Origin of the sequence: Niallia taxi, from assembly GCF_032818155.1 — a bacterium.
In the GTDB taxonomy this organism is placed as follows: Bacteria; Bacillota; Bacilli; order Bacillales; family Cytobacillaceae; genus Niallia; species Niallia taxi_A.
Map to the genome: position 1 here is coordinate 3,525,859 of NZ_CP102589.1, position 23,844 is coordinate 3,549,702.

General features: G+C 39.8%; 24 protein-coding genes. 8 read left to right on the plus strand and 16 right to left on the minus strand.

Going from position 1 to position 23,844, the window contains the following annotated elements; translation table 11 throughout:
- Positions 1 to 140: 140 nt before the first annotated feature.
- Complete coding sequence (asnB, locus tag NQZ71_RS17570) at positions 141 to 1,988, minus strand: asparagine synthase (glutamine-hydrolyzing) (RefSeq protein WP_144451994.1); 1,848 nt, start codon at positions 1,986 to 1,988, stop codon at positions 141 to 143.
- 256 nt (positions 1,989 to 2,244) lie between these two features.
- Here asnB and NQZ71_RS17575 point away from each other — a divergent pair, with 256 nt between their 5' ends.
- Positions 2,245 to 2,808, plus strand: a complete 564-nt coding sequence (locus tag NQZ71_RS17575; protein ID WP_144451993.1) for a DUF2777 domain-containing protein — start codon at positions 2,245 to 2,247, stop codon at positions 2,806 to 2,808.
- A 76-nt stretch (positions 2,809 to 2,884) separates the two neighbouring features.
- Here NQZ71_RS17575 and NQZ71_RS17580 read toward each other — a convergent pair whose 3' ends face one another.
- Complete coding sequence (locus NQZ71_RS17580; protein WP_275004361.1) at positions 2,885 to 3,382, minus strand: GNAT family N-acetyltransferase; 498 nt, start codon at positions 3,380 to 3,382, stop codon at positions 2,885 to 2,887.
- 303 nt (positions 3,383 to 3,685) lie between these two features.
- Between NQZ71_RS17580 and NQZ71_RS17585 the strand changes: the two genes are divergently transcribed.
- On the plus strand, positions 3,686 to 4,588 hold the full coding sequence (locus tag NQZ71_RS17585) for an ArsR/SmtB family transcription factor (RefSeq protein ID WP_144451991.1): 903 nt from the start codon (positions 3,686 to 3,688) through the stop codon (positions 4,586 to 4,588).
- A 37-nt stretch (positions 4,589 to 4,625) separates the two neighbouring features.
- Here the strand turns inward: NQZ71_RS17585 and NQZ71_RS17590 are convergent, their stop codons facing one another.
- The 11 genes from NQZ71_RS17590 to NQZ71_RS17640 all read right to left on the minus strand — a co-directional run bounded on the left by NQZ71_RS17590 (position 4,626) and on the right by NQZ71_RS17640 (position 13,820).
- Positions 4,626 to 4,931 carry a DUF3243 domain-containing protein gene (locus tag NQZ71_RS17590; RefSeq protein ID WP_127736035.1) on the minus strand — a complete coding sequence of 102 codons (306 nt, stop codon included), beginning with the start codon at positions 4,929 to 4,931 and terminating at the stop codon, positions 4,626 to 4,628.
- A 101-nt stretch (positions 4,932 to 5,032) separates the two neighbouring features.
- Complete coding sequence (locus NQZ71_RS17595; protein WP_317011064.1) at positions 5,033 to 5,884, minus strand: pentapeptide repeat-containing protein; 852 nt, start codon at positions 5,882 to 5,884, stop codon at positions 5,033 to 5,035.
- 33 nt (positions 5,885 to 5,917) lie between these two features.
- Positions 5,918 to 6,520: a DJ-1/PfpI family protein gene (locus NQZ71_RS17600; protein ID WP_275004355.1), complete on the minus strand. Its 603-nt coding sequence runs from the start codon at positions 6,518 to 6,520 to the stop codon at positions 5,918 to 5,920.
- Positions 6,521 to 6,642: 122 nt separating this feature from the next.
- The gene (locus tag NQZ71_RS17605; protein WP_317011065.1) at positions 6,643 to 7,731 is read right to left on the minus strand and encodes an ABC transporter permease; all 1,089 of its coding nucleotides are present in this window, start codon (positions 7,729 to 7,731) and stop codon (positions 6,643 to 6,645) included.
- On the minus strand, positions 7,728 to 8,990 hold the full coding sequence (locus tag NQZ71_RS17610; RefSeq protein ID WP_144451987.1) for an ABC transporter permease: 1,263 nt from the start codon (positions 8,988 to 8,990) through the stop codon (positions 7,728 to 7,730). Before NQZ71_RS17610 ends, NQZ71_RS17605 begins: the two co-directional genes overlap by 4 nt.
- Positions 8,991 to 9,001: 11 nt before the next feature.
- Positions 9,002 to 9,934: an ABC transporter ATP-binding protein gene (locus NQZ71_RS17615; protein ID WP_144451986.1), complete on the minus strand. Its 933-nt coding sequence runs from the start codon at positions 9,932 to 9,934 to the stop codon at positions 9,002 to 9,004.
- Between the two features lie 163 nt (positions 9,935 to 10,097).
- Positions 10,098 to 10,577 carry a DinB family protein gene (locus tag NQZ71_RS17620; protein ID WP_144451985.1) on the minus strand — a complete coding sequence of 160 codons (480 nt, stop codon included), beginning with the start codon at positions 10,575 to 10,577 and terminating at the stop codon, positions 10,098 to 10,100.
- A gap of 77 nt (positions 10,578 to 10,654) precedes the next feature.
- Positions 10,655 to 11,296, minus strand: coding sequence for a response regulator transcription factor (locus NQZ71_RS17625; RefSeq protein WP_127736053.1), 642 nt, complete (start codon positions 11,294 to 11,296; stop codon positions 10,655 to 10,657).
- Positions 11,293 to 12,399 carry a sensor histidine kinase gene (locus NQZ71_RS17630; protein WP_186303874.1) on the minus strand — a complete coding sequence of 369 codons (1,107 nt, stop codon included), beginning with the start codon at positions 12,397 to 12,399 and terminating at the stop codon, positions 11,293 to 11,295. Before NQZ71_RS17630 ends, NQZ71_RS17625 begins: the two co-directional genes overlap by 4 nt.
- A 117-nt stretch (positions 12,400 to 12,516) precedes the next feature.
- Positions 12,517 to 12,858, minus strand: a complete 342-nt coding sequence (locus tag NQZ71_RS17635; RefSeq protein ID WP_317011066.1) for a YisL family protein — start codon at positions 12,856 to 12,858, stop codon at positions 12,517 to 12,519.
- A gap of 59 nt (positions 12,859 to 12,917) precedes the next feature.
- Positions 12,918 to 13,820: a fumarylacetoacetate hydrolase family protein gene (locus NQZ71_RS17640; protein ID WP_317011067.1), complete on the minus strand. Its 903-nt coding sequence runs from the start codon at positions 13,818 to 13,820 to the stop codon at positions 12,918 to 12,920.
- Positions 13,821 to 14,063: 243 nt separating this feature from the next.
- On the opposite strand from NQZ71_RS17640, the gene NQZ71_RS17645 reads away from it, so the two are divergent.
- From NQZ71_RS17645 to NQZ71_RS17670, 6 genes are read left to right on the plus strand one after another with little or no spacing between them, the layout of a single operon-like run.
- Entirely contained in the window at positions 14,064 to 14,285 is a 222-nt protein-coding gene (locus tag NQZ71_RS17645) for a spore germination protein (protein WP_144451981.1), read from the plus strand.
- Between the two features lie 31 nt (positions 14,286 to 14,316).
- Positions 14,317 to 14,559: a spore germination protein GerPB gene (locus NQZ71_RS17650; RefSeq protein ID WP_144451980.1), complete on the plus strand. Its 243-nt coding sequence runs from the start codon at positions 14,317 to 14,319 to the stop codon at positions 14,557 to 14,559.
- A 19-nt stretch (positions 14,560 to 14,578) separates the two neighbouring features.
- Positions 14,579 to 15,220 (plus strand): spore germination protein GerPC, encoded by a 642-nt coding sequence (gene gerPC / locus NQZ71_RS17655; RefSeq protein WP_144451979.1) that lies wholly within the window; start codon positions 14,579 to 14,581, stop codon positions 15,218 to 15,220.
- On the plus strand, positions 15,217 to 15,396 hold the full coding sequence (locus NQZ71_RS17660) for a lipocalin/fatty acid-binding family protein (RefSeq protein ID WP_127736071.1): 180 nt from the start codon (positions 15,217 to 15,219) through the stop codon (positions 15,394 to 15,396). Before gerPC ends, NQZ71_RS17660 begins: the two co-directional genes overlap by 4 nt.
- 4 nt (positions 15,397 to 15,400) lie before the next feature.
- A complete protein-coding gene (locus NQZ71_RS17665) occupies positions 15,401 to 15,850 on the plus strand; it encodes a spore germination protein GerPE (RefSeq protein ID WP_317011068.1) in 450 nt (149 codons plus the stop codon).
- Between the two features lie 45 nt (positions 15,851 to 15,895).
- On the plus strand, positions 15,896 to 16,114 hold the full coding sequence (locus tag NQZ71_RS17670; RefSeq protein ID WP_144451977.1) for a spore germination protein: 219 nt from the start codon (positions 15,896 to 15,898) through the stop codon (positions 16,112 to 16,114).
- Between the two features lie 21 nt (positions 16,115 to 16,135).
- Here NQZ71_RS17670 and NQZ71_RS17675 read toward each other — a convergent pair whose 3' ends face one another.
- From NQZ71_RS17675 to addB, 3 genes are all read right to left on the minus strand, one after another.
- A complete protein-coding gene (locus NQZ71_RS17675; protein ID WP_317011069.1) occupies positions 16,136 to 16,444 on the minus strand; it encodes an HNH endonuclease in 309 nt (102 codons plus the stop codon).
- Positions 16,445 to 16,573: 129 nt separating this feature from the next.
- Positions 16,574 to 20,308: a helicase-exonuclease AddAB subunit AddA gene (addA, locus tag NQZ71_RS17680; RefSeq protein WP_317011070.1), complete on the minus strand. Its 3,735-nt coding sequence runs from the start codon at positions 20,306 to 20,308 to the stop codon at positions 16,574 to 16,576.
- Positions 20,295 to 23,792 (minus strand): helicase-exonuclease AddAB subunit AddB, encoded by a 3,498-nt coding sequence (gene addB, locus NQZ71_RS17685; protein WP_317011071.1) that lies wholly within the window; start codon positions 23,790 to 23,792, stop codon positions 20,295 to 20,297. The genes addA and addB overlap by 14 nt, the downstream gene beginning before the upstream one ends.
- Between the last annotated feature and the right edge of the window lie 52 nt (positions 23,793 to 23,844).

Genomic DNA, 23,844 nt, shown 5'->3' on the forward strand with positions numbered 1-23,844 from the left:
TTTTTTTCTAATCATATAAGATTAAGGGTTTTATATCAAATACGTGTCCATAGCAAGCACAAGCGCTCCTTAAATGCCGTTATACTGGCAAGCAGCTGTCATCACAAAATAAGCGGAAGCATCTGCCCCCGCTTTATTTATTAGTCGACAATATTAATATTATAATCTTTAAACCAATAGTGAATTTGCGCTAAATGGGCAAGAAGCTGCGGACCTGTCATAAGCTGGCCGAACCAAGGCTCTTTAAATGCAGCTCCTCCTGTATTAATGATTTCCTTTAGTTGATTATAATCAAAGAATTCATATAAAGCTGAATCCTTCTCTGCCAGAATTCCTGTCAGCATATCTGTGACTGTTTTTGTATAAACAGGGTTATGCGTCTTTGGATATGGACTTTTCTTCCGATACAGCACTTCATCTGGAAGAATTCCCTCAAGTGCTTTACGAAGCAATCCCTTTTCCCTGTTTTTATAATTTTTCATTTCCCAAGGTACGTTCCAGACATATTCTACTAGCCTGTGATCTGCAAATGGAACCCGGACCTCCAAGCTCGCACCCATGCTCATCCGGTCCTTTCTTTCTAAAAGAGTTGTCATGAACCATAGTTGATTCAAATAAAACAGCTCTCTCCTTTTTGCATCTTCAGCACTTTCACCTTCCAATTTCGGTGTTTCAGCAATTGTCTGGTTATATTTATCATACATATAATCCTCAAGCTGCAGCTTGCTGCTCCATTCCTTCTTTAAAAGACCTTGCCGTTCCTGAATGGACCGCATCCATGGAAATCCGCCTCTGGCAAGATCTGCTTCTCTCCTGAACCATGGATATCCGCCGAAAATTTCATCAGCACATTCACCGGACAGACTTACAACAAAGTCTTTTTTGATTTCACGACAGAACCATAGCAAGGAAGAATCGACATCTGCCATTCCCGGAAGATCACGAACCGTAACCGCCTCATGAAGATATTGGGCGAGCGTTTCCTGTGTAATGATACAGTTATGATGAATCGTTCCAAAGGTGTCTGTCATTTTCTTAATATAAACGCCATCAGAATTAGGCTGGAATTCATTTGCTTTAAAGTACTGATCATTGCCTTCATAATCAATCGAATACGTGTGAAGTGGTCCTTTGCCAGATTTCTCGTATTCCTTTGCAGCAATCGCCGTAATGGCACTTGAATCCACCCCTCCTGATAGGAAGGTGCTTAACGGCACATCTGAAACGAGCTGTCTAGTGACAGCGTCCGTGAATAGGTATCGTACCTTTTCAACTGTTTCATCAAACGTATCTTCATGCTGTTCGCTTTTTACATTCCAATAACGCCATATCTTCAAGCCATCATGTGAGAATTTTAATGCATGCCCTGGTCTTAATTCCTTAATGCCTCTAAAAATTCCTGTACCAGGTGTATGAGATGGCCCTAGTGCAAATACTTCTGCCAATCCCTCTCTGTCTAATTCTGCCTTTACTTGAGGATGTGCAAGGATAGCCTTAATCTCTGACGCAAATAAGAAGCTTGAGCCAACCTCTGCATAAAACAGCGGCTTAACACCAAGACGGTCTCTGGCTACAAACAGAGAATTTCTTTTTTCATCCCAAACAGCAAAAGCATAAATTCCATTTAAGTATTGTAAGCAATCTTCTCCCCATTCCATATAAGAAGCCAATAAAACTTCTGTATCAGAATGGCCGTTAAATGAATATCCTTTTATTAGTAATTCTTTTCGTATGTCCTCTGTATTGTACAACTCACCGTTATAACAAATCGTATAGTCTAATTCCTGCGCACGCTTTGTCATTGGCTGGATTCCGCAAAGGGGGTCAACCACAATCAACCGTTTATGACCAAAGCCTGCATGAAGTGCGCTCCATACATTCGTGTCATCTGGGCCTCTTTTTTCCAGTGTTTCTGCCATAACAGACAATGTTTTTTCTTCTTTTCTCAGGTCTTTTCTGTAATCAACCCAACCTGTGATTCCACACATGATAATCATCCTTTCTCGTGGAATTGTGATTAGATAGCAATCAGTATGGAGTATTGTATGCATGATATAAAAAATGGTTATTTGTCCTTATAAAACAAATCTTTAAAACATTCCTGCTGCATAATTCAGTTTTTTTATGCCCTATCGTTTTTGCTCTAAAAAAGCTAAATCACAAAATAATAATGCATGGAGTTATAAATTAGAACTTAAATGTCTAAAAAGAAATTATGGGAAGTAATTGGGAGGTTTACAGGAAATGAACAATCAGCAGAGATTAAAGCTTATTGAGTACCAAACCCGCGCCTTTACACAAGGAACTGTCGAATACATCAGTGACCAGTGGATTTTTTTCGACGATGAAACAGAAGAAGCAACCATGCTAGATGAATATATTCATCAAGAAGTGGAATTATTCTGCTTTAACAAATGGAGAAAAGGAATCCTTTTAGATGAAGGCAGAATTAACAGCTCCGGCTCCATTTATGGGATGTGCAATGAAGATAAAATCAGGATTAGAAAGCATCTCGTGTTCTCATTGGAACGGCTGCTGGACGAAATCAGTGATGATAGCTTTTATCAGTTTATCACCACCCTGAATTCCATGAATTTTTCAATTTATGACTGTATATACTGTTATAACCAATTAACCTTCTTAAGAGATGATAAAAGGAAATATGGTGTGAATATGATGATTTTTGACAATCAGGAAGGATTATGCAGTGTTAATCACCACTTTTATTATAATGAAAAAATCACGGACAGATTTGAATTCACGTTAAACACCGGTAAAAGAATGATTATTGAAAAGCTTTCCTCTTAAGTAAAAAACCTTCAGCAGAAGTTTCTGCTGAAGGTTTTTTTGCAACGAGGTGATAGCTAAACCTTTAATCAATCAATTATATTTCTGCCCAGCCATAAACAAGCTCATTTACCACTTTATCGGCAATTGTGTCTTCCAGTATGCCTATCTTCTTACCTCCAAGTGCTTCATAAAACTGGTATGCTTTATTGCCTTCCAGTACTAAAATAACCATACTCGTCAGACCAATTTCACGTAAATGATGCTTTACTGCTTCTGTCAGTTTCCTTCCGATACCCTGCCCCTGATATTTCTCAAGTATGTAGATAGCATATAATTCTCCATCATACCCTGCAAATTCACCACTTCTTTCCTTCCCTCCACAAGCAAAGCCAACAATTTTTCCTTTTGTATTTTCAGCAACATACACATTGCCATTCGGTATATTTACCTTCCACATTTGCTCCCTTTCCTCGTAAGATAATTGGTCCAAAAAGGAATCAGGAATAAGATTTTTATATGTCGTTCTCCAAGCATCTACGTGCACTCTAGATATCCCGCTCGTATCTTCTATGATTGCCTTTCTTATCTTCATTTCGTCCTCCTTCATGCTTGTAAGTCCCAATAGGAGCAGTGTTAAAAACTTATATGAGTAACATGCTACTTTCATTTTCCCTTTTCCCTATTATTTCCTCTTTTTTAAAAAAGTCACTGCTTACCACTTAATAAAAATAAATAAAAAAGTAAATTTAATAAGATTCAAATGTTACTAAGTTAACAAAACTGTTTATTATTTAAATATAAATCTCAATATATTTACAGTAATTAATCTTTATGTTATTTTTATAAAGATAATACATATTTAATTTAACTATTTGTATTGAAAGAAGGGATCTCCATGCAACTAGGAATCGACAATTCCTCATTAGTTGTTTATGAAGCACTTGCCAGCGAAGTTCGCATCAAAATCATTCAGCTCCTCAGCAAAAATAAAATGAATATAAAAGAAATTGCCGAAGAATTGGAAATCAGCAGTGCTATTGTAACAAAGCATATAAAAAAACTTGAAGTTGCAGGCTTGATTAAGACAGAAAGAGTACCAGGAAAATCAGGATTACAAAAAATATCGATACTTAAAGTTGATCATATTGAGATAAATTTTCCGAAAAAGATATTTCACTCATTTGCTGCATATGAAACTGCGGTACCAATTGGACATTATACCGATTATGATTTAAAGCCGACTTGTGGACTAGCAACAGAGAAGGAGTTTATCGGCAGAGTTGACGAGCCCCGTTATTTTATGGATCCAAAAAGAATGGATGCTGAAATTCTTTGGTTTACACAAGGATTTGTACAATATAATATTGCCAACTTCCTGAAAAAAGACGAGAAATTACAGCAATTTGAAATAAGCTTGGAAATTTGTTCAGAGTTTCCATTTGCCAATGATGTATGGCCATCAGATATTACCTTTTCTTTAAACGGAATTGAGTTGGGAACATGGAGAAGCCCTGGGGATTTTGCTGATACAAGAGGTAAATTCACACCTGATTGGTGGCCGCATAACATCAATCAATACGGCCTGCTTAAAACAATTCGAATAACGAATCATGGCACCTATATTGATGGTGACCCAATGTCTCAAATAACAGTAGATGATCTTGATACTAATACAGACAGATGGACACTTCGAATTGAGGTAAAAGAAGACGCTGAGCATGTTGGTGGCGCCACTATATTCGGAAAAAAATTCGGCAATCATGATCAAGATATTAATTTCAAACTATATTATTTATAATAATGAAAGAAACCGCCTTTTTAGGCGGTTTCTTTCATTAGCTGACCAGCTTAACTAGCATATGAGCAAGCTTGTGCTGTTCCTCTTCGTTTCCTGCTTTCCAAAGCTCCTGCAGCAGTTTTTCCTCTCTGTTGCGCGGCTCTTCTTTCGCAGCCAGAAAATCTCCTACTTTTTGTGCAGCTTTTGCAATTTGCTCTTGATCTAATCCTAGTTTGTCTGCTTTTTCTACCTTGTCTGCCAGATATTGTTTAAATCCGTCAAAGCTTGATAAAATTTCTTCCTTCTTTTCACTATCCATGTTTTGAAGCTTATCATTTACTTTTGATTCTAATTTGTTTTCCATTATGACTCACTCCTTTTTTTAGTGTTAGTGTATATATTCCCAAAGTAATCCTGTTAAAACTATTAAATTACCATTGGAATATATTACTATTCCTCATGAAATCAGTAAGTCCAATGTGCTGGTTGAATTAATGCTGGCGGTATTTTAGTATCTTTATCACCTTTAGCAGCATTCAACTGGACTTGAGTCAAAAATATGCTGTTTCGTAAATCAGCTCCCCTTATATCTGCATCTCTTAAATCTGCTCCGATAAAATCAACGTATCGCATATCTGCATTTCTTAAATCTGCTGCAATCAGCCATGCTCCCCTGAAGCTTTCTCCTCGTAAGTCCAGATTGCGTAAATTTGCCCCGATTAAGTCACTGCCTTTCTTCTTCCTTCCTTTTGAACGCTCGCCTTTTTCCGCTATGATTTTCTGCCGCAACAGCTCACTTGTCTTCACAAGGAGCGCATTGACGATAACCCTTGTTTCAGGAATATTTATTTCCATTAATTCCTGAGGTTTTAATTCAGTTAATCTGCTTGTCTTTTGAAATATCGTCTCTAGTTCTTGTCTTATCTCTTTTGTAGCATGAAGCTGCAGTGCTTCCTCTAAATAATAGAGCATCTCATGAAGCTGCTGCATGATAGGAAAAACCTTAAACATATCCTTTGCCACTGCTTCCTTTCCTTGCCAGCTTACTCCTTTAAAGGTGAACTGCGACACCTTTTGGCCTGCGCCAAAGCATTCGAACACTGTACAGCCCTTAAAGCCTTTTGTGCGAAGCTTGTCATGTATGCCACAGCGGTAATCGCCCCGTAGATTCCTACACGGCTTCCCACCCTCCTTATCTTCAGCGAATTCGGATGATTTACCAAACGGCAACGCAACACAGCATAAGCCAAAACAATTTTCACAATCCGGCTGCCACCATCTATTATCATTTTCTGTTGCTTGAATTTCTTTGATCATTTCTTCACTTCCTATTTAGCTTTTTTCCAAGCATTAGTCCCCAAGCTTAATTTCATACTCCATGCTTTTAGCCGTGTCAGCAGCAGCATTTACGCCATAAAGCCTTGTCAATATATGAAAGGACATATCAATGCCCGCAGATATTCCAGCAGAGGTGATAATCCTGCCTTCATCAACGAATTTTACTCCACGTTTTACTGACACAAGCGGAAACTCCGCCTCGAGCCTATCGACATCCATCCAATGTGTTGTTGCAGCTTTGCTGTCAAGTAAGCCCGCCTTTGCCAGCAGCAATGCACCTGTGCAGACAGAGGCAATTAGTTCAGTGTGTGCAGCTTGCTCTTTTATCCATTTAATTACATTCTGATTGCTTAATTCTGTTGTTTCCGCTCCATATCCGCCTGGCACGATGACAATATCCAAGTAAGGATGATCCACAAAGCTATAGTCTGGCTTAACTGTTAATCCATTTCTGGCACTTATCTGCTTCCCTGTCTCTGAAACAGTCACTACATGGCAGAAATGATTAGCACGCTCTTCAGGTGGCGCAGCTAAGGAAAAAACTTCATAAGGGCCTGCGAAATCAAGAACTTCTACTTCATTAAATAACAGTATCCCAACTGTTTTTTTCACCATGGCAATCATTCCTCCTTTCCTAAACCTATAATAATTCACCAAATTACTGTTATTTCCTTCCTTTATAAGCAGGTTTTTCTAATACAAAATCCCTTCCTCTAAGAAAGGAAGGGAAATCAATTCTATACATGTCTTCGTTCAATAAGTCGTATGCCAACACCAAGCATCACTGTCCCCATCAGCATTAAGATACCAACAGGAAACAACAGCTCCATTGGTGCCGCTCCTTCAATAATCCCCCGCTTTAACAGCTCCATTCCATATGTGACAGGAACAAATTTTGCGAGCAGGAGCAAAAAGTCTGATTTAACAATTTCCATCGGCCAGTATGCTCCGCCAAGCATCGCAAAACTAACTGCAACTAAAGGAATAAATGCATTGAATTGGCTCACTGTTTTGACAAGCCCTGTTAATAAAATTGTAAGTGCCACAATTGCATATAAATAAGGAATAACAACTCCGAACACTACTGCAAAATTGCCATGGAAGTCCACCCCTGTACCGAATCTGAAAATAAGGAAAATAAGCATAATCTGCATATATCCTAAGAAAAAGCTAAAGAAAAGGTGTCCAAGATACAGCTGTGTCTTGCTTGTTGATGATAGGATAAAACGGTCCCAGATGCCATTTTGTTTATCCCGGAGAATTTCTACAACAGTATTTGCCACGGTATATATGCTGAAGAATAAGGTGAAACCAAACAACGCCTGCAGAGATTGGTCATAGCTGCTTTGTTGCTGCGATTTAGCGAATGTTATCGGCAGTAGTGGTTCTTTCTCAATAGCCTCCACCTTTGTCTCTGCTTCCTTTTTATCCTGTGCATTGTTGATAATTTGTTGTTTTTTAAAGCGGTTTTGATAATATTTTTCTAAATAGCGATTTACTGCGAGAGTGGTCTCTGTATCTGCCGCTCGATAAACAGTATAAGAATCGTCTGCAAGGTCTGCACCAAGATCTGATTTTCCATCTTCAATTTGCTGCAACACTGCTTTTTCTGCTATTAGTTTAAACTGAAAGCTGTCACTTTTATTTAGCTCCTGCACGATTGCCTCTGCATTACTAGTGTTCTTTGCAAAGACTGGTATTTCTACCTTTGTGAAGGAACTGGATCCAAGTAAAAAAGCAAAGACTGCACAAATTATAGTTGTTATCAAAAATGCCCCTGGCTTACGCAAAAACCTTCTGAATTTCCCCCAAAGTATGCCGTTCATATAATCGCACCTCTTTTCCTCATTAATAACGCAAATGCACCCAGCAGCAAGGCACCGCTAAAGAGGAGTATGGCTTCAATCTGTCCTGTTATATCTAAAATATTATAGCCTTGGTAAACCTTGATATAGGCAGTGATTGTAGCACCAACTGGTGAATACTCGCCAAGCTTTTCCATAAATCCCCCAATTGCACTGAGATCAAAATAGCTGCCGCCAATAAAGGCTAAGATTGGAATCAATAAATTAGTAAACAGGGTTGGCACACTTCTTGAATCTGTTCGAAAAGCTAAGGCTGCCGCAAACACTGCAAAGCTTGCTGCCAAAATATTTAACAGGATTGTTACTAAAAAATATTGGATAAAGCTTGAGAACACAACTCCATATATAACAGCAGACAATCCAAATAATAAATGTAATTGTATAAAGGATAGGAAAAAGGCAGATACAAATATGCCAAGGAAAAATGTATATGGAGATACATTTGCCAACAGAATACGCTGGTACATATAATCCTCTTTTTGTTGAAAGGCAAAGCCGGCAACAGTTGAAGCTACATAAAACACAAACATCGCACACATGCCTATTGCATAATAGGCAAAGGCATCAACCTCTTTTTTCTTTGTGATACTTTCCATGCTGCCGAAAACCGGTTCATTTCCCTGCGATTCCTGTGAAAGATCAATATTTAAGTCTGCAGCCGTTTTTGCATAAGAAAGCTCCTGCTGGTAGCTTTCTAAAATGTCTTTTAAAACAGTTGCCGAAAGTGACGTGCTGTCCTCCTCTTTAAAGCTCCATGCTGCTGACATCTCTTTGCCATCAAGCAATTTGTGATAAAATTGCTCTGTAAATCCGGATGGAATGGTTAATATTCCGCTGTACTCACCTTTTTTTGCTTCTTTATCTGTGATAGTGACTGTCACAATCTTTTTTAGTTCTTTATTTTCTTGCAGTTCATTTATAAAAGCAGCAACAGGATCTATGGAAGAAACAGTCGCAATCTTTAGCTGTTTTTCTTCAAGACTTAACGAAGAACCATTTATTTCTGATATTTTTTCTTGCTGGGCTTTCACAGAATCATCCTTTAGCAGCACTAACAGTTTTGCCTGCAAGCTGCTAGAATCCTCCCCGCCATCCATAATAGCTCCAAGCGCACTTCCTAGTATTGTTATTAATATAAAAGGCATCAGCAGGAGGACGACCAGCTCTCGAGGCCTTCTCCATATCATGAGAATTTCCTTTTTCACCATATGAAAGAACATTGTCTCTCCTCCTAATCTCGAAGCTTTCGCCCTGTCAGATGCAAAAATACATCCTCTAGGCTTGGTGTTTCGATATTTACTGCTAGCACATTCACCTGATGCTCCTCTGCAAGGCGGAAAATATCCTTCAGAAGCTGGACTTCCCTTGGAATAATCAACGTGATAGTTGTTTGATTTATAGAAAGATGCTGTACATTCGGTAAGTCTCTTAATCTTTCAACAAAAGGATGCTTTATCATTTCAATATGAATGTTAATCGCTGTCTCTGCCGAAAGAATATTTTTTATTTCCTCTTTTGACCCTGAAGCGATAACTTCACCATGATCCATGATATAGATTCTTTTACATAAGAACTCGACTTCTTCCATATAATGGCTTGTATAGAGAACAGTAATATTTTGTTCCTCGTTCAACCGTTTCACTGTCTCTAATATATGATTTCTTGATTGTGGATCAATACCGACTGTCGGCTCATCCATAATGATAATTTCGGGTGAGTGAATAAGGGCAACACCTATATTCAACCGTCTTTTCATCCCTCCAGAAAATGTCTTAACAAGATCCTTCTGTCTATCCTTTAAACCAATAATATCCAACACTTCATCGACTCTCGTTTGTAATAATTTAGTGGGAATCCGGTGCATCTTACCGAAAAAAACTAAATTCTCTCTTGCAGTAAGCTCCATATAAAGGGCTATTTCTTGCGGAACTACGCCAAGTATTTTGCGCAGCTTCTCAGGTGTTCTCAGAATGCTTTCATTATGCAGCCTAACATCGCCGCTGCTTGGCTTTAGCAGGGAAGATATCATGGAAATAGTCGTTGATTTACCTGCGCCATTCGGACCAAGCAGACCAACTGTCTCTCCCTTTTCTAAATAAAGATTGACCGAATTGACTACCTTTGTTTGTTTAAACTGTTTGGATAAATCAATTACTTCTAGCATCGTCATCATCCTTTCTAATGACAGCATAATATTTTTACAAGTTTTTTCCTATACCTAAAGGTCATTAATTGCGGTAGTTATTGAGTGACTTAAGTCACTTTTTCTTAAGCACAAAAAAACGCCTCCACCTTTAGATAGAGACGTTTTACCATTAATACTTAAATCAGCCTTGTTTTTGCATTTCCTTTGTTGGTCCAAGTACACCTGGCACTGGTAAGCCAGCCTGGCGCAAAAGAACTGTCATTTGTCCTCTGTGATGGACTTGATGCTGAATTAGTGTTCCAAGTACAGATCCTTTTGTCATTGGTCTACCGAACGTGTCGACTGTTTCAAGCAGCACTTCATCTGTTAAGGATTTCGCAGCTTCCGCAATATCTGCAGCAATTGTTTTATATGCTTGGACAATTTCAGCTGCAGTGATAGTTTCTGCTGTTTTATCTGTAGCTGGTTTTACCTGAATACCTGCAACGCCAGCAAAAAAGGCAGGACTTGTAGATAAATGCCAGCCTAACCAGCCAAGCGTGCTGTGGCCTTCAACAATTGCCTGACCAAGTTTCTCATCTGTAAGTGCTTCTAAAACTTGCAATGTTCCATGTGCAGACGCATTCCAGTCTGCAATAAAATCTTCTGATTTTCTGTACATGTAAAACCCTCATTTCATCTTTTTTCTAAACACACTAAATCATCATAACATTTTTAAGGTAGATAGACCAAAACCAGTTATATAAGGTCATTCTTTACTGCAAAGATGGCCAATTGTGTTCGATCTCGCAAATCAAGCTTTTGCAGGATTTGTGTAAGCTGATTCTTGACTGTTCCGACAGATAAAAACAGCTCGCCTGCTATCTCTTTATTCGTTTTGCCAAGTCCAACGTGCTGAACAATTTCGATTTCTCTGTCAGTCAGGATATCGATTAGGTCTGTTTGCTTTACAGGCTTGTTTTCCTTCAGCAGCTTTGGCATGACCTTTGCGGCAACATCATCATGTATGCTCATGCCCCCAGCAAGACAGCTTTTAATGCTGTTAATAAGAGACACGCCGTCAGCACTTTTCAGCAAAAATCCATTTGCACCTTCTCGGAAGGCTTTAATGGCATACTCTTCATCATTAAATGTAGTCAAAATTAATATTTTAATAGAAGGGTACTCTGCCCTTATTCGTTTTGTTGCTTCAAGTCCATCCATAACAGGCATGCGGACATCCATCAAAATAAGGTCTACGTGATGTGATTTGACAAGCTCTAGTACTACCTTGCCGTCCGCTGCTTCTGCTACTACTTTTATTTCCTTATCTTGTTCAATTATCATTTTCAAGCCATTTCTGACAATTGCCTGATCTTCTGCAATCAACACATTAATCATTTACTCCGCTCCTCTGCAGGTAAGCTGCCTGTCAAAATAAACTGCTTGTCATGCTGCAGAATTGACAGCTTTCCGCCTTCTTCCTCAAGTCTTTTCGCCATATTTTCAAGGCCGAATCCTTTATGTACCGGATGTTTATGATGGTAAGTATTTTTTATTTCAAAGGTAAGATACCCAATTGGAGATACGCCAATATTTAAGAAAACCTCTCGATTGCTTCCATATTTCATGGCATTCGTCAGCCCTTCCTGAATTGTCCGGTAAAGGACTGCGTTTTTCCTGTTACTGAGCTGAAGGCGCAGAACACCTTGTCTAGCCGTAAAATGAACATGAATGGTATTTTCACTTTCAAGCTTTTTTATTAGATGAACAAGTGCAGACATCCCTTGTAGGTCTTCTGCCTGAAGCAGACGGACAGCTCTTCTTGTTTCCTCCAAACATTCTGCAGCAAGTTCTTTAATAATTGGATAGGAGCCGTTCTGAAGCTCTGGACGCAGCAGCTCGACCTGCATGATAAGGGCCGTTAGCTTATGTCCTACAGCATCATGCATCTCCCTTGCTATCATGCTTCTTTCTTCTGCTCTCGCCGTCTTTTCGTTATGAAATGCTCTCCGCTTTTGCACCCTATAGTCATTCAGCAAGGAATCATATGTCTCTCTAATATGCTTATATTCTTTATTTACCTCACTAAGTCGATAGATCACTAACCCTAAAAAGACATTTATAACAATAACAAGCAGAATTGGCAGCCCAAAAAGCACAGAGGCTGATAAAATATTTAAGCAATTCAGCACAATCAAAGCTACTGTACTCGCTCTCCCCTTTACCTCCTGCATCATTTCTAGCAAATAGAAAAAAGACAGTATGTAAAGATAGAAAGGAATTGTTTCCTCCCATAAAAAAATTAAGCCTTGCGTCAGGCCAAGAAGAAGGATATAAATATAGACCTTTTGGCTAATTATGGGCAGAAGGAAATATAAAATAAGCATAAGTGTGCAGGTAAACAAGTAAATAAAAAAAACACTGCTGTCCTTATATGCGGTTATAAGTGCCCCTGACCACATGGAGAATAATAAAGCTAGCTTTATATAATATGATTGCATGGGGTCTCTCTCTCCCATTCCATTAATCTATTGCTAATTTACCAGATATTTCTTTTGGTGGTCAATACTAAAACAACAGAAGAAGGCTCTGCTTTTTTCAAAGCAGAGCTTCCCAAATCATAATGCAACATACCCAATATACATGACGAGCACAAGAGCAATTGCTAACTGTCCCCAGAGGATTCTTACTCTTCTCCCCTTTTCCAGCCTGACTAATATCATTTCAATCATGCTGATAACCCAAATTCCGACGAGTGCCTTCAGCATATACATGGCAGTAAATGTCTCTACACGCAACAGCATCATTACGCCAGAAAAAATAATGAACAGATACAAGAGCCTTGTTATCATATGTATTATTTTCTTGAATGTTACTTGTCCCGTTGTTCTTAAAAGTAAAACAGCAATGAAAAGAACTAATGTGAGCATCCATGAAATGAAGTGGATTTGGCCAAACATCTGCCCACCTCCTTATTAAATAGGATGCACGTTTCTCTCCATTTATAGTAGAGTTTTCGTTAATCTTTTCCAACAGTGTTATGCAACACCCCAATTCCCTCCACTTCTATTTCTATTACATCACCATCACGCAAAAATCTTGCCGGCTTAAAGCCCTTGCCTACTCCAGCAGGTGTTCCTGTCGCAATTAAATCCCCTGGTTCAAGTGTCATACCTGCCGATAAGACGCTAATTACTTCTTCAATAGGAAAAATAAAATGCTTTGTATTGGAGCTTTGTCTAACTTCTCCATTTACTTTAGTCGAGATGTCCAGATTATTTGGATTAGGAATAGCCGATTTCTCGACAATCACTGGTCCAAGCGGTCCACTTCCGTCCAAGCTTTTTCCGATAAAAAACTGCTTATGTCTTGCTTGCAAATCCCTTGCAGTAATATCATTCAAAATGGTATAGCCAAACACATACTCTAATGCCTTATCCTGCGGAATTGCTTTGCCCTTTTTGCCGATAACAACACAAAGCTCTCCCTCATAATCGAGCTGCTCTGTTACATCACTATGTAAAGGTATTGTTTCCTTTGGTCCGATTACAGTTGTCGGTGCCTTCGTAAACACCATGACATGCTCTGGTATATCATCTTTACTGCCCATCTCTATTGCATGCTCTTCATAATTTTTCCCCACACAAAAAATATTTTTTGCAGGCTTTGGAATTGGGGCAATAAGCTGTGCCTCCTCCAGTTTAACAAAACAGTCGCTATTTTCTTTTGCCCATAGAGCTACCTCCTTTGCACCTTCAACAAAATCACTGCCCATTTCAATACATTGAATCATGTCATCTGGAAATGGCCGTCTTCCAGATTTCTTTTCCTCTGCATCATTGAGTGGCAAAATACTGTTATTCTCCTCATTTAATACTGCAATAACTTGTTTAGCATTAAGTAAAGCTGTCGCAAATTTCATGTAATCCCGTCCTTATCCTAGATATATAGTTTAATATTTATTCAATTATAAACTTTCAGACAATAGTATTCAAACCTCACTCACAGGCTTTGTCCTAAAATGTATGAAGATGAATTTGTCATAGGCCAACCTTCCAGCTGAATAGGTTAAAAGGAGATGGCTCTATATTTGCTGGGCGAATGTATCACACTCCGCAGAAACACCACATAGAATGTAAAGAATCTTATGTAAAGGATGTTGATTATGCCAGCTATTGTAGGAGTCGCACAAGTGATATCCATCGGGAGCAGCTCGATCTTTAATATTGGCGATGTTTATAAGATAATGCCGATTTCTAACGCAAAAACATTTTCTGGTTCTGGTTCATTCAACACAGGTGACGGATTAAATATCACGAATTATCGAAGTGCCACAAACACAACAGATAATGATGGCATTGATCAAGGCAATTTCTTGAATGCATAAATTTTTTCTGACATTGGAAAAGGTGATAATAATGAATTATTTCATTCAACAATCAATAACGATACACACAATTAAAATTGGCGGTATTACAAACTCATCTGTTTTTCAAATTGGCAGTTCCGGTATTATTAAACCGAATTCTTATCTTTATAATACTGGCGGATTCACTGAATCAGCACCGAGCGCCACAGAAGAATCAGCTTCGTTTACTGGTGTAAATGTGGCAGACGATAGTGTTGTTATGTCACCCTCTGTTCCATTGACAGGACCTTAAGATAACTAAGGAGGTACGAATGATGTCCCAACAATTTTACCATTATGGCGATCAGTTACAATCTTATCTGCAGTACTTAGAAAAAAGAATCGTATCCTTGGAGAAAGCTGTCACCGAACTGACAAAAGAAGTAACTGAACTTAAGAACAGACCTTCTGTTCGAGTAGATCGTATTGAATACAGCTTTGATCAGCTTAAAGTGGAAACATTGGATGGGACACTCAACATCGGCTTGAATCCGGCAGATTTGCAGAAGATTGAAGAGTTAGCCATTAATCCAGGAAATTCTGTTCAGCCTGGCGGACCCTTTTATCCACCGCAAATAGATCCTAAGCAAATGATGACAAGATCGATGGAGTTGGAGGAAACTCTCCTTACTTATATTCAAATGGAGCTTCCAGAAGTGATTATGAGAAAACAAGCAGAACTGGGTATGGAGGAGGACGAAGCTTACATTGCTTTCATTCAAGAGGATGTGACGAAGCAGCTTCCTACAAGAATACAATATTATTTGCAGCAACGGCCAGCTTCTGGAAATGAAGAGGATACAAATCAGCAAAATGAAGCAGTGATTTCTGCATTGAAGCAGGAAATAGAAAATGGTGTGCAGATTTTCTTAAGCAATATTCCGGATAATGTTAAGGGGAGGAACAAGGAATGAACTTTCAAGTATACAATCGCGAGCTTGCAGTGGGAGATATTAAAATTATCGGTGTATCAAGCTCCTCTGTATGCATTGTCGGCGACGTACAGACTATACAGCTTGCATCCACATTTGACACACCTGCAGAATCACTGATTATTGGCCCATTTGTGCCGCTAATCCCGAAAGGCTGACAGTATGCTGCAAAGAACTTCTGTTGTTGACAATGTGCGTCTCAACGTTGCTTCCTTTTCATCTACAGTTGAATTCGGAGACATATCCTATTATCAGGCGTTTTCAAGGGCACTTGCCGTACAGAGGGAGCGAAAGACTTTCTTTGGCAATGAAGGACCTTTTGATTATCCCATTTTCTCCGAACCAATTCCTATTCCGCCAATTACAGAAAATATCAATATCATGTACCATCAAACAAAGCCAATTATTAAAGTGAAAAATCTTGATATTACTGCCGTTTCAGCATCATCCTTGCTGCAGGTTGGCAGCACCCGTCACATTTATGCTGAAACGAGGATTAAGCATATAAGACAGCTCGAAAAACATTCTGAAGAATTAATGAACCAGACCATCATTCCCCTCGAGGAGATACATTCATCACCGGGAACTTCAATCATTAACGGAAGTCAATAAACCGGGTTGCCAAACAGCTTTATTACATTTAAAGGAGGGGTTTTTTTGCCTGCCATCGTAGGTCCAGTACAGATTGTTAACGTTGGAGAGGGAATCGTACAATTTGGCGATTCATTGTTCATATCCCCAAAGGGAAATTCGAAAGTTTCTTTAGGCTCAGGTGCATCAAACACAGGTGCATTTATCATTACTAATAACGGGTTAAGTGCAACTAATTATGTAGATACTAGTCTGATTGACCAGCCGACCTCAGCCAATAATTAGCAGACAGAAGATGAAGAAACATCATTTCCTCCCTCTTCTGTCTTTCGATTTTTTCACCTTCTGCAATTTTGTAGAAGGCTGTTTTTTTATCCATGCCAAATACTTAGCTATTTGCGGATCATCTTGCAGCAGTGCGACATTATTCAGCCTTACAGCCAACTCTTCATTTGTATATAAGGCATGAATTTGCTTATGGCATGGGATACATAAATCTGCTGTTCCTAAGTAAGCCCCGCCCATTTCCCTTGGTGTCAGATGATGCGCTGTTGTCTCCACATCCTCTCTTAAGCATAATTCACATGTGCCAATTTTTTTCTTTACCTTTGTCATTATTGCTTCCTTTCTTAAGAGAAGTGCATGTATATCTTTTTCCCATTTCTACTGGAATTCATGATAAATATAACAAATTGGCTGAAAGAAAAGAAGCTGTCCAAAAGCGGACAGCTCCTAAATTGCAGTTTACATCTGCAAGATATTTGCACCATCAAAGAAATACAAATACTTCTCATCGATCGGTTTTTTAAGAATTTTTTCAAGTGAATCTGCATACAGGTCAATTTGCACACGGTAGCGAGATTCCAAAACTGGTTTAGCTTCCTGATAACCATCTTTAAATCGGTCTTGAATGGCATCCGTTTTATAATCAAGAAGCACGGTCCCTTTTTCATCTTCAAAATATACGTCGATAATTCCTTGGACAAGAATTGGCTCATCCTCACCTTGCCAATCCGTATAAACAGAGCTTGCTGGGTAGGCGATATTAAATGGTATCTCACGGACAAGCTTTTTGGCATTACGCATACGCTGCCCAAGCTCCGTCTTAAAGAAGGACACAATTTGCCCAGCCTCAATTGCCTCTGCCTGTTCTTCTGTTAAAAGCTCTTTTGCTACCATTTCGTCCACTAGCAGTATAACATTCTCCTCAGATATATCCTCATCCAAGCGAACATGCTGCATAACCATATGCATAGCTGTTCCTTTTTCAGCAGGACTCAGCTTTTTCTCCTGCATAAACTTCGGCCTGTTCCAAATTGTTTTTCTCCGTGTTTGAACTAGCTCTTTTCCGCTTTGCTCATCCAGTCTTTCACTTTGTCTTTTCAGCTCTGACACTGATTGCTTAGAACGATAGATTGTACCTTCAGGGAAGGCATACTTCCAATTAAGCGTGCGCTGGATTTGTTCCTGATATTCAGAGGAAACTTCTATTTTTCTTCCGTTTGTAACCTTTTCCAGCCAGCCTTCTTCTTCCTCTAAGTCTTCAGCAGTAAAAGCCAGCAGCTCTTCCTTAGGCAAAATACGTATTTCCCACGATGATGGATGGACAGAAACTTCTCCTTTATCCAACCAGCTTTCCAAATGAATACCTGCTGCATCTTTATGTCTTACAAGGGCTGGTCCGATCCAATCCAAATAAGAGCGTGCAGAAGCCCTGTCGAATTCATTAAGAAGCCAATTGGAGTGGCCTGCCGCCTGTGCCCATTTCAGCTTGGACTTCTCAATATCTTTGACAGAACCGACTAGCACCAATTTCTCTTTAGCCCTTGTCAATGCCACATAAAGTACCCGCATTTCCTCTGCTAGAAGCTCCATTCTCTTTTTCTTCACAAATGCTATTTGTGGTAAAGAAGGATAAGATATACGCTTTTTGGCATGAATGTACTTCGTTGCAAAGCCAAGATCCTTATCAAGCAAAAACGGCTTGCGGAGATCCATCGTATTAAATTCTCTTCCAATACCTGCAAGGAAAACAAATGGAAACTCAAGCCCTTTACTGCTGTGGATTGTCATAATCCGCACAACATCTTCTTGCTCTGTCAATGCCCTTGCAGCTCCAAGGTCATTTCCTCTGTCTCTCATTCTTTCGATAAAACGCAAGAAGCGGAACAGCCCGCGGAAAGAGGTGGATTCATATTGACGAGCACGATCGAACAAGGCTCTTAAATTAGCCTGTCGCTGATTTCCACCAGGCAAACCGCCAACAAAATCATAAAAATGAGTGTCTCTGTACAGTCTCCATACTAAATCTGACAAAGCTCCTCGCCTTGCTTCTGTACGCCATTCATGGAGCATACTAAAGAATGGTGCAATTCTTTCATACACCTCCTCTGTATTTGCTGTCCTTGCTCCCATAAAAGCTTTAACAGCATCATAAAATGCTCCTTGCTTTTGGGCAATTCGGATTTTACTCAGCTCTTCTTCCGTCAAGCCGACAATTGGTGAACGAAGCACTGCTGCTAACGGAATATCCTGATATGGATTGTCAATTACCTTCAGCAATGACATCATAATATTCACTTCGGTTGACTCAAAATAGCCTGTTGTCAAATTAGCATATGTTGGGATATTAAACTGCTTCAATTCCTCCATAATAGCAGGTGCCCATGTCATGGAACGCAAAAGAATGACCATATCCTTGTACATCACAGGTCGGTAAGATTTCGTTTTTGCGTCATACACCTCCTGCTTTTGGTCGAACAGCTCCTTCATTTTTTGGGCAATCACGCGCGCTTCCAACTGAGACTGTTCCAATTCAAGTGCATCAAACTCGCTGTCTTCTCCTTCTGCCTCGTCACTTGATACAGAAGTATTCTGATTGACAAGTGCCAGTTCAATTGGATAGGTGGTCTCCTCTGGGTATGAAGCTCCCTTTGCCAGTTCTGCATCCTTGTCATATTCAATTTCCCCGACTTTAACACCCATTATCTGTTTGAATAAATAGTTTGTACCGTCCAAAACTTCTCTTCTACTGCGAAAGTTCCTTGCAAGGTCAATCTTATTACCAGAATCCTCGTCTTCCTGGAAGCGATTATATTTAGCCAGAAACAAGTTCGGTTCTGCAAGGCGGAATCGATAAATGGACTGCTTCACATCGCCAACCATAAACAGATTGCCATCTGATTCGCTGTCTGCTGTCACAAGCTGGAGAATAGATTCCTGCACCATATTGACGTCCTGATATTCATCGATTAGTACTTCTTTAAACTGCTTGCGGTAATATAAGGCTGCAACAGAAGGCTCTAATTCCGTTGTTTCTGTATTACGTAATATTTCCAAGCAATAATGCTCAAGGTCAGCAAAATCAACTAAGCCCTTTTCCGATTTCATTTTCTGGAACCGCTCAGAGAAGGCTGCAACAAGCCTTGTCAATGTTTCCACATGGACCTTCATTTCTCGCATATCCTTGATAAAGCCTTCAGGCAGTCTGCCAAATAATTCGCTTTGCATTTCCTGCAGTATTTTCTTGGCTCTTTCTCTTATCTTCTGAGCTTCTTCTATTAAAGCAGGGTCGTACTCGTCTCCCTTGCAAGCCTTGGCTCTAGAAAATTTCAATCCTTGCATTGCTTCATATAATGTTTTCCATGAGTCGTTTTTCGCTTGTTGAATAATGTCCAAAAGGCTTAAATCATCAAGGAAATTACTTGCCCTTGGCGCAGGCCCGCCCGGTCGCTTCGTTAATTCCAAACCATACTCCAAAAGCTGTCTGACACCATCCAATTGAAGCTCTATACTTACAAGTAACTCTTTAGCAAATGGAAGCTCTTCTATTGCCGCCGACTCTTCTATGTCATACATTTGTGCCAATGACCCTAAATAAGCAGATGGAGACGGATTTGCCCGCGAAAAGTCATACACTTCCTGAATGATTTTTTGCAGAGCATCATCACTTCTGTCATTTGTGAAAGCATCAACCAAATCGAAGAAAGCGAGATTCTCATCTTTGCCGTACTCTTCTTCAAACAGGTCTTCCACACATTCATCCCGCATTAATTGTGCTTCTGTTTCATCTGCTATTCGGAAGCCTGGGTCAAGATCAATCATGTAATAATATTTACGAATAACCTCTAGACAAAAGGAATGGATTGTTGATATATGCGCTTTATTTAATAGTGCCAACTGTTTCTTCAGATGCTGAGATTTCGGATTAGCATTGATTTCCTTTTCCAGCACATCTCCTATTCGATGCTTCATCTCTGCAGCCGATGCATTTGTAAATGTAACGACAAGCAGTTCATCAACATTAATTGGGTTGTCTGAAACAATTTTGCGAATCATTCTTTCTACAAGGACTGCTGTTTTTCCTGAACCGGCAGCTGCCGCTACTAAAATATCGCTGCCGCTCAGCATGATCGCTTTCCATTGGTCATCTGTCCACGTGGCATCCACTGGTTTCTCTGGAATATCAATTATTTTCATTTGCATTTGCCTCCTTTCTAATTAATTCAAGTGCTTCTTCCTTCGAGAAGGTTTGCAGTTTTCGATATTGGTTTGATTCAAGCCCCTCATCAAACTGGCAAACAGACTTAAATGAACAAAAAGTACATGGCGACTTTTCCTTCAGCTGGTATGGAGCAATCTCCACATTCCCGCCGATAATTTTGTTACCTGTTTCCACATATTTATGACGAACAAATTTTTGCAGAGATGAAAAGTCCTCCCTGCTGGCAACCTTAGAGCGCTTCGTCAATGTGCCGTCTGTTTTAACACCTGCTGGCACAATTGGCGAGTCTCCTTTTTCGAGACTGCCGTCCATCAGCTTAATAACATCCTCTTTACCGAGCATCAAGCCATTCATCTTAAATTTTTTGAACAGCTCCTCCTCGATTTCATCAAGAGTCAATACTTTTTTAGTACTCAAGACTGGATTATGAACATGGAAGTACAATACTCCAGCAGGATTTGCCTCCTTCTCTACAAGGATGCTGCTGTTTGAAATGATAAGATCCAGGTATGTCAGCATCTGTAAAGACAGACCATAATATACTTCGTTCATGTTCAGCTCATGTGCGCTCGATTTATAATCAATGACACGCAAATATACTTCATTATTGAGCTCCGCTTTATCCACACGGTCAATTCTTCCCACTAGCTCCATTTTCGTGCCGTTTCTTAGTGAAAAGCCCATTGGCGGCAGCTTTCCTTTTGGTCCAAACTCCAGCTCTAGATCAATAGGAGCAAACCCGCTGTATTTCGCATGCTCACTTAAGATAAAGGATGCTCGGCTGATAATCTGTTCAAGCTTTCTTTTAATATAATGGTGCCTGTTCGTGCTTAGCAGTATTTCATTCTGCAATTTCGGTGCCAGCATTTCAACTGCATCCTTTGCAAGCATCTCACACTGCTCTCTTGTCAGGTCAGACCACATCATGTTTTCATGCAAAACTGTTTCGGCAATGTATTTTAAGGCAGCATGAAATAAATCTCCAATTGCAGGAGCCTCCAGCCTATATACTTGTCTTTCCTTCAGCTTTAGTCCATGTGTGGCGAAATGAGAGAACGGACATGACTGAAACAATTCCATTCTTGAAACACTAGCTGTAATGCTTTCCCCATAGAGCATTGTGCTCGTTTCATCTGCTAATGAGCTCGTTCTGTTTTGATATGTCAGGCTTGAGAATACCTTTTTAGCAGCTGCCCTCCATTGGTCGTTGTCTATATAGGCATTGTAAACATCCCACCAAAAATCATAAATTGGATAATGTCTTTTCTTTAGCTGCAGCTGACCATTTAAATAGGACAAGCTTGTTTTTAAGTCAACCGCATAGCCTAGCTGACCTAACTCAGATAATTCCTTCGGATCTGCCATAAAGTAAAGCGTCTTTGCTTCAGGAACAAGATCACGCATCCGTTTTACATATAAGGATGGAAGTAATGACTTGCCTTCGTCATTTGCCAGCGGATATGTTAAATATAGTCGTTCTGAGGCAGCAGTGAACGCCTTGTATGCAAGAAACTCTTCATCAAGCAATCTCGTTTTGCTTGTCGGTGCAAGCTTCATGCCTGCTTCAACAAGACTCTCTCTGTCACTGTCTGCAAATATCCCGTCATCTGTAAACTTAGCAGGAAATACACCTTCATTCAGACCGATTACAAATGCTGCTTTTATCCTGCCAAGACGGGAGTTTTCTAAATCAGCAATTAACACCTGGTCAATTGCCGGTGGAACTAAGGAAAACTTTAAGGTATCAAGTCCTGCATCCAAAATGGTCGCAAATTGCTTTCTTGCCATTTCCTCTTCGCCAAGAATTTCCACAAATTGATCAAGCAAATCTACAATACTATTCCATGCCTGGTCATGCTCGCCTGCTTTAACAAGCTCCCCCTTCTCTTCCAGCTCGACCTTCCATAAATCCATTTTCTCCGGAACCTCAAGCTCTTCTAAATAAAGATATAATGCTTCACACTTCGCTCTTCCTGTCTTGGCCCTCTTTAGCCTGTTTGCCAGCCGCATTATTGGCGCAGCCAAGGAGAGACGAAGTTCATTCAGCTCCTGCTCCATCTGCTTTTCACTGTCTGTCTGAACGCCTTGATCCCATTCAAGCCCTTGGAATCTCCTGTATTTCCAGCGCTCTTTTCTTGTCCACTTATCTCCTTTTATGCCGTATGCCAAGCAATAGTTTTCCAGCTTATCTACCTTTTCTCTTATATTGCTCTTACGCATATGCAATGGAAACAGCAGCTCTGTCTTAACCGCCCTAAACACAGGCTCATACCGCCAGTTTGTTTCAATAATTTCCAATGTAGAGCGAATTAACTCAACAAGGGGATGAAAATGCATCGTTCTTTTCTGGTCAATAAAAAAAGGAATTTCATAATCTGCAAAAATAGTTTCTATGATATTTTGATATTCACCCGTATTACGGGATAAAAGGCTGATGTCACGATAGCGGTAGCCCTGCTGTCGAATAAGCTTCTTGATTTCCCGAGCAACACCCTCAATTTCTGCTCGTGGATTGACACTTTCAGCAAAACGCACAGCAGAATCTCCTGAATAAGGAACTGCCGGTCTGCTGTCAAAATGCGCTTCAATATGTTTAAGGGATTCGTGCATATCCCTGTGTATCTCACCAAAAATCTCCTCTTCCACTTCAACGCCCAATTGTCTTGCAAATGAGTAAATGGTTGCGTAGGTTTCCTTTGACATTCTGAAGAGATCTAACTCATTTGCAAAACTGTTTCTTTCAGGCTCGTCCACTGTAAAGGTAATGGTTACATTCTTGCATGTCTGAATAAGCTGCTGAAGGATTAAATACTCCTGTGGCGTAAAGCTATAAAAGCCATCAATAAAGACCTCTGCCTTTTTTAAATATTCCGAGCTGCTGACCTTCTCTGCAAGCAAGCGGAAATAATCTTCTCCATCAATATATTTTCCAAGCATGTTTTCCTCAAAGCTTTGGTAAATAATCTCTAAATCATGCAGTTTGTCCAAAAGAGCTCTATCTGTATTTCCTGCTTCAGCAATACCCTGTTGTCTGCCACCGAGTTCCTCTGGTGTCACACAATATCTCCTGAATTCTGTAACCAGCTGTTCCACTTGGCCAATAAAACCATTCTTATCTGCCACCTTTTTGAATAATGACAGTTCCTCTTTCTTTTCTTCAATAATGCTGCGAATGAGCATGCTGATACCGACACTGTTTATATGCTGTCTGGAGATGCCTCCTGTTTCCTGCAATACTCTCCATGCAAGTCTTGTAAAACTGTACACTTGGGCACGGAACATGCCGCCAAGTCCTTCACTTCCTGCTAAGTTTTGATCTGACATAAATGTCATCTGATCTGGTACTAAATAGATAATAGGATTACCTTCTGGATCTGCAAACAGCTTTTCCCGAATAGAATCTATACAAAAGGCAGTCTTGCCGCTGCCTGATCGTCCAGCTAATAATCTAACAGACATAATTGCCTCCTCGAACACTTAATTTCTCTTTTTATAATATCATAGAAACAAA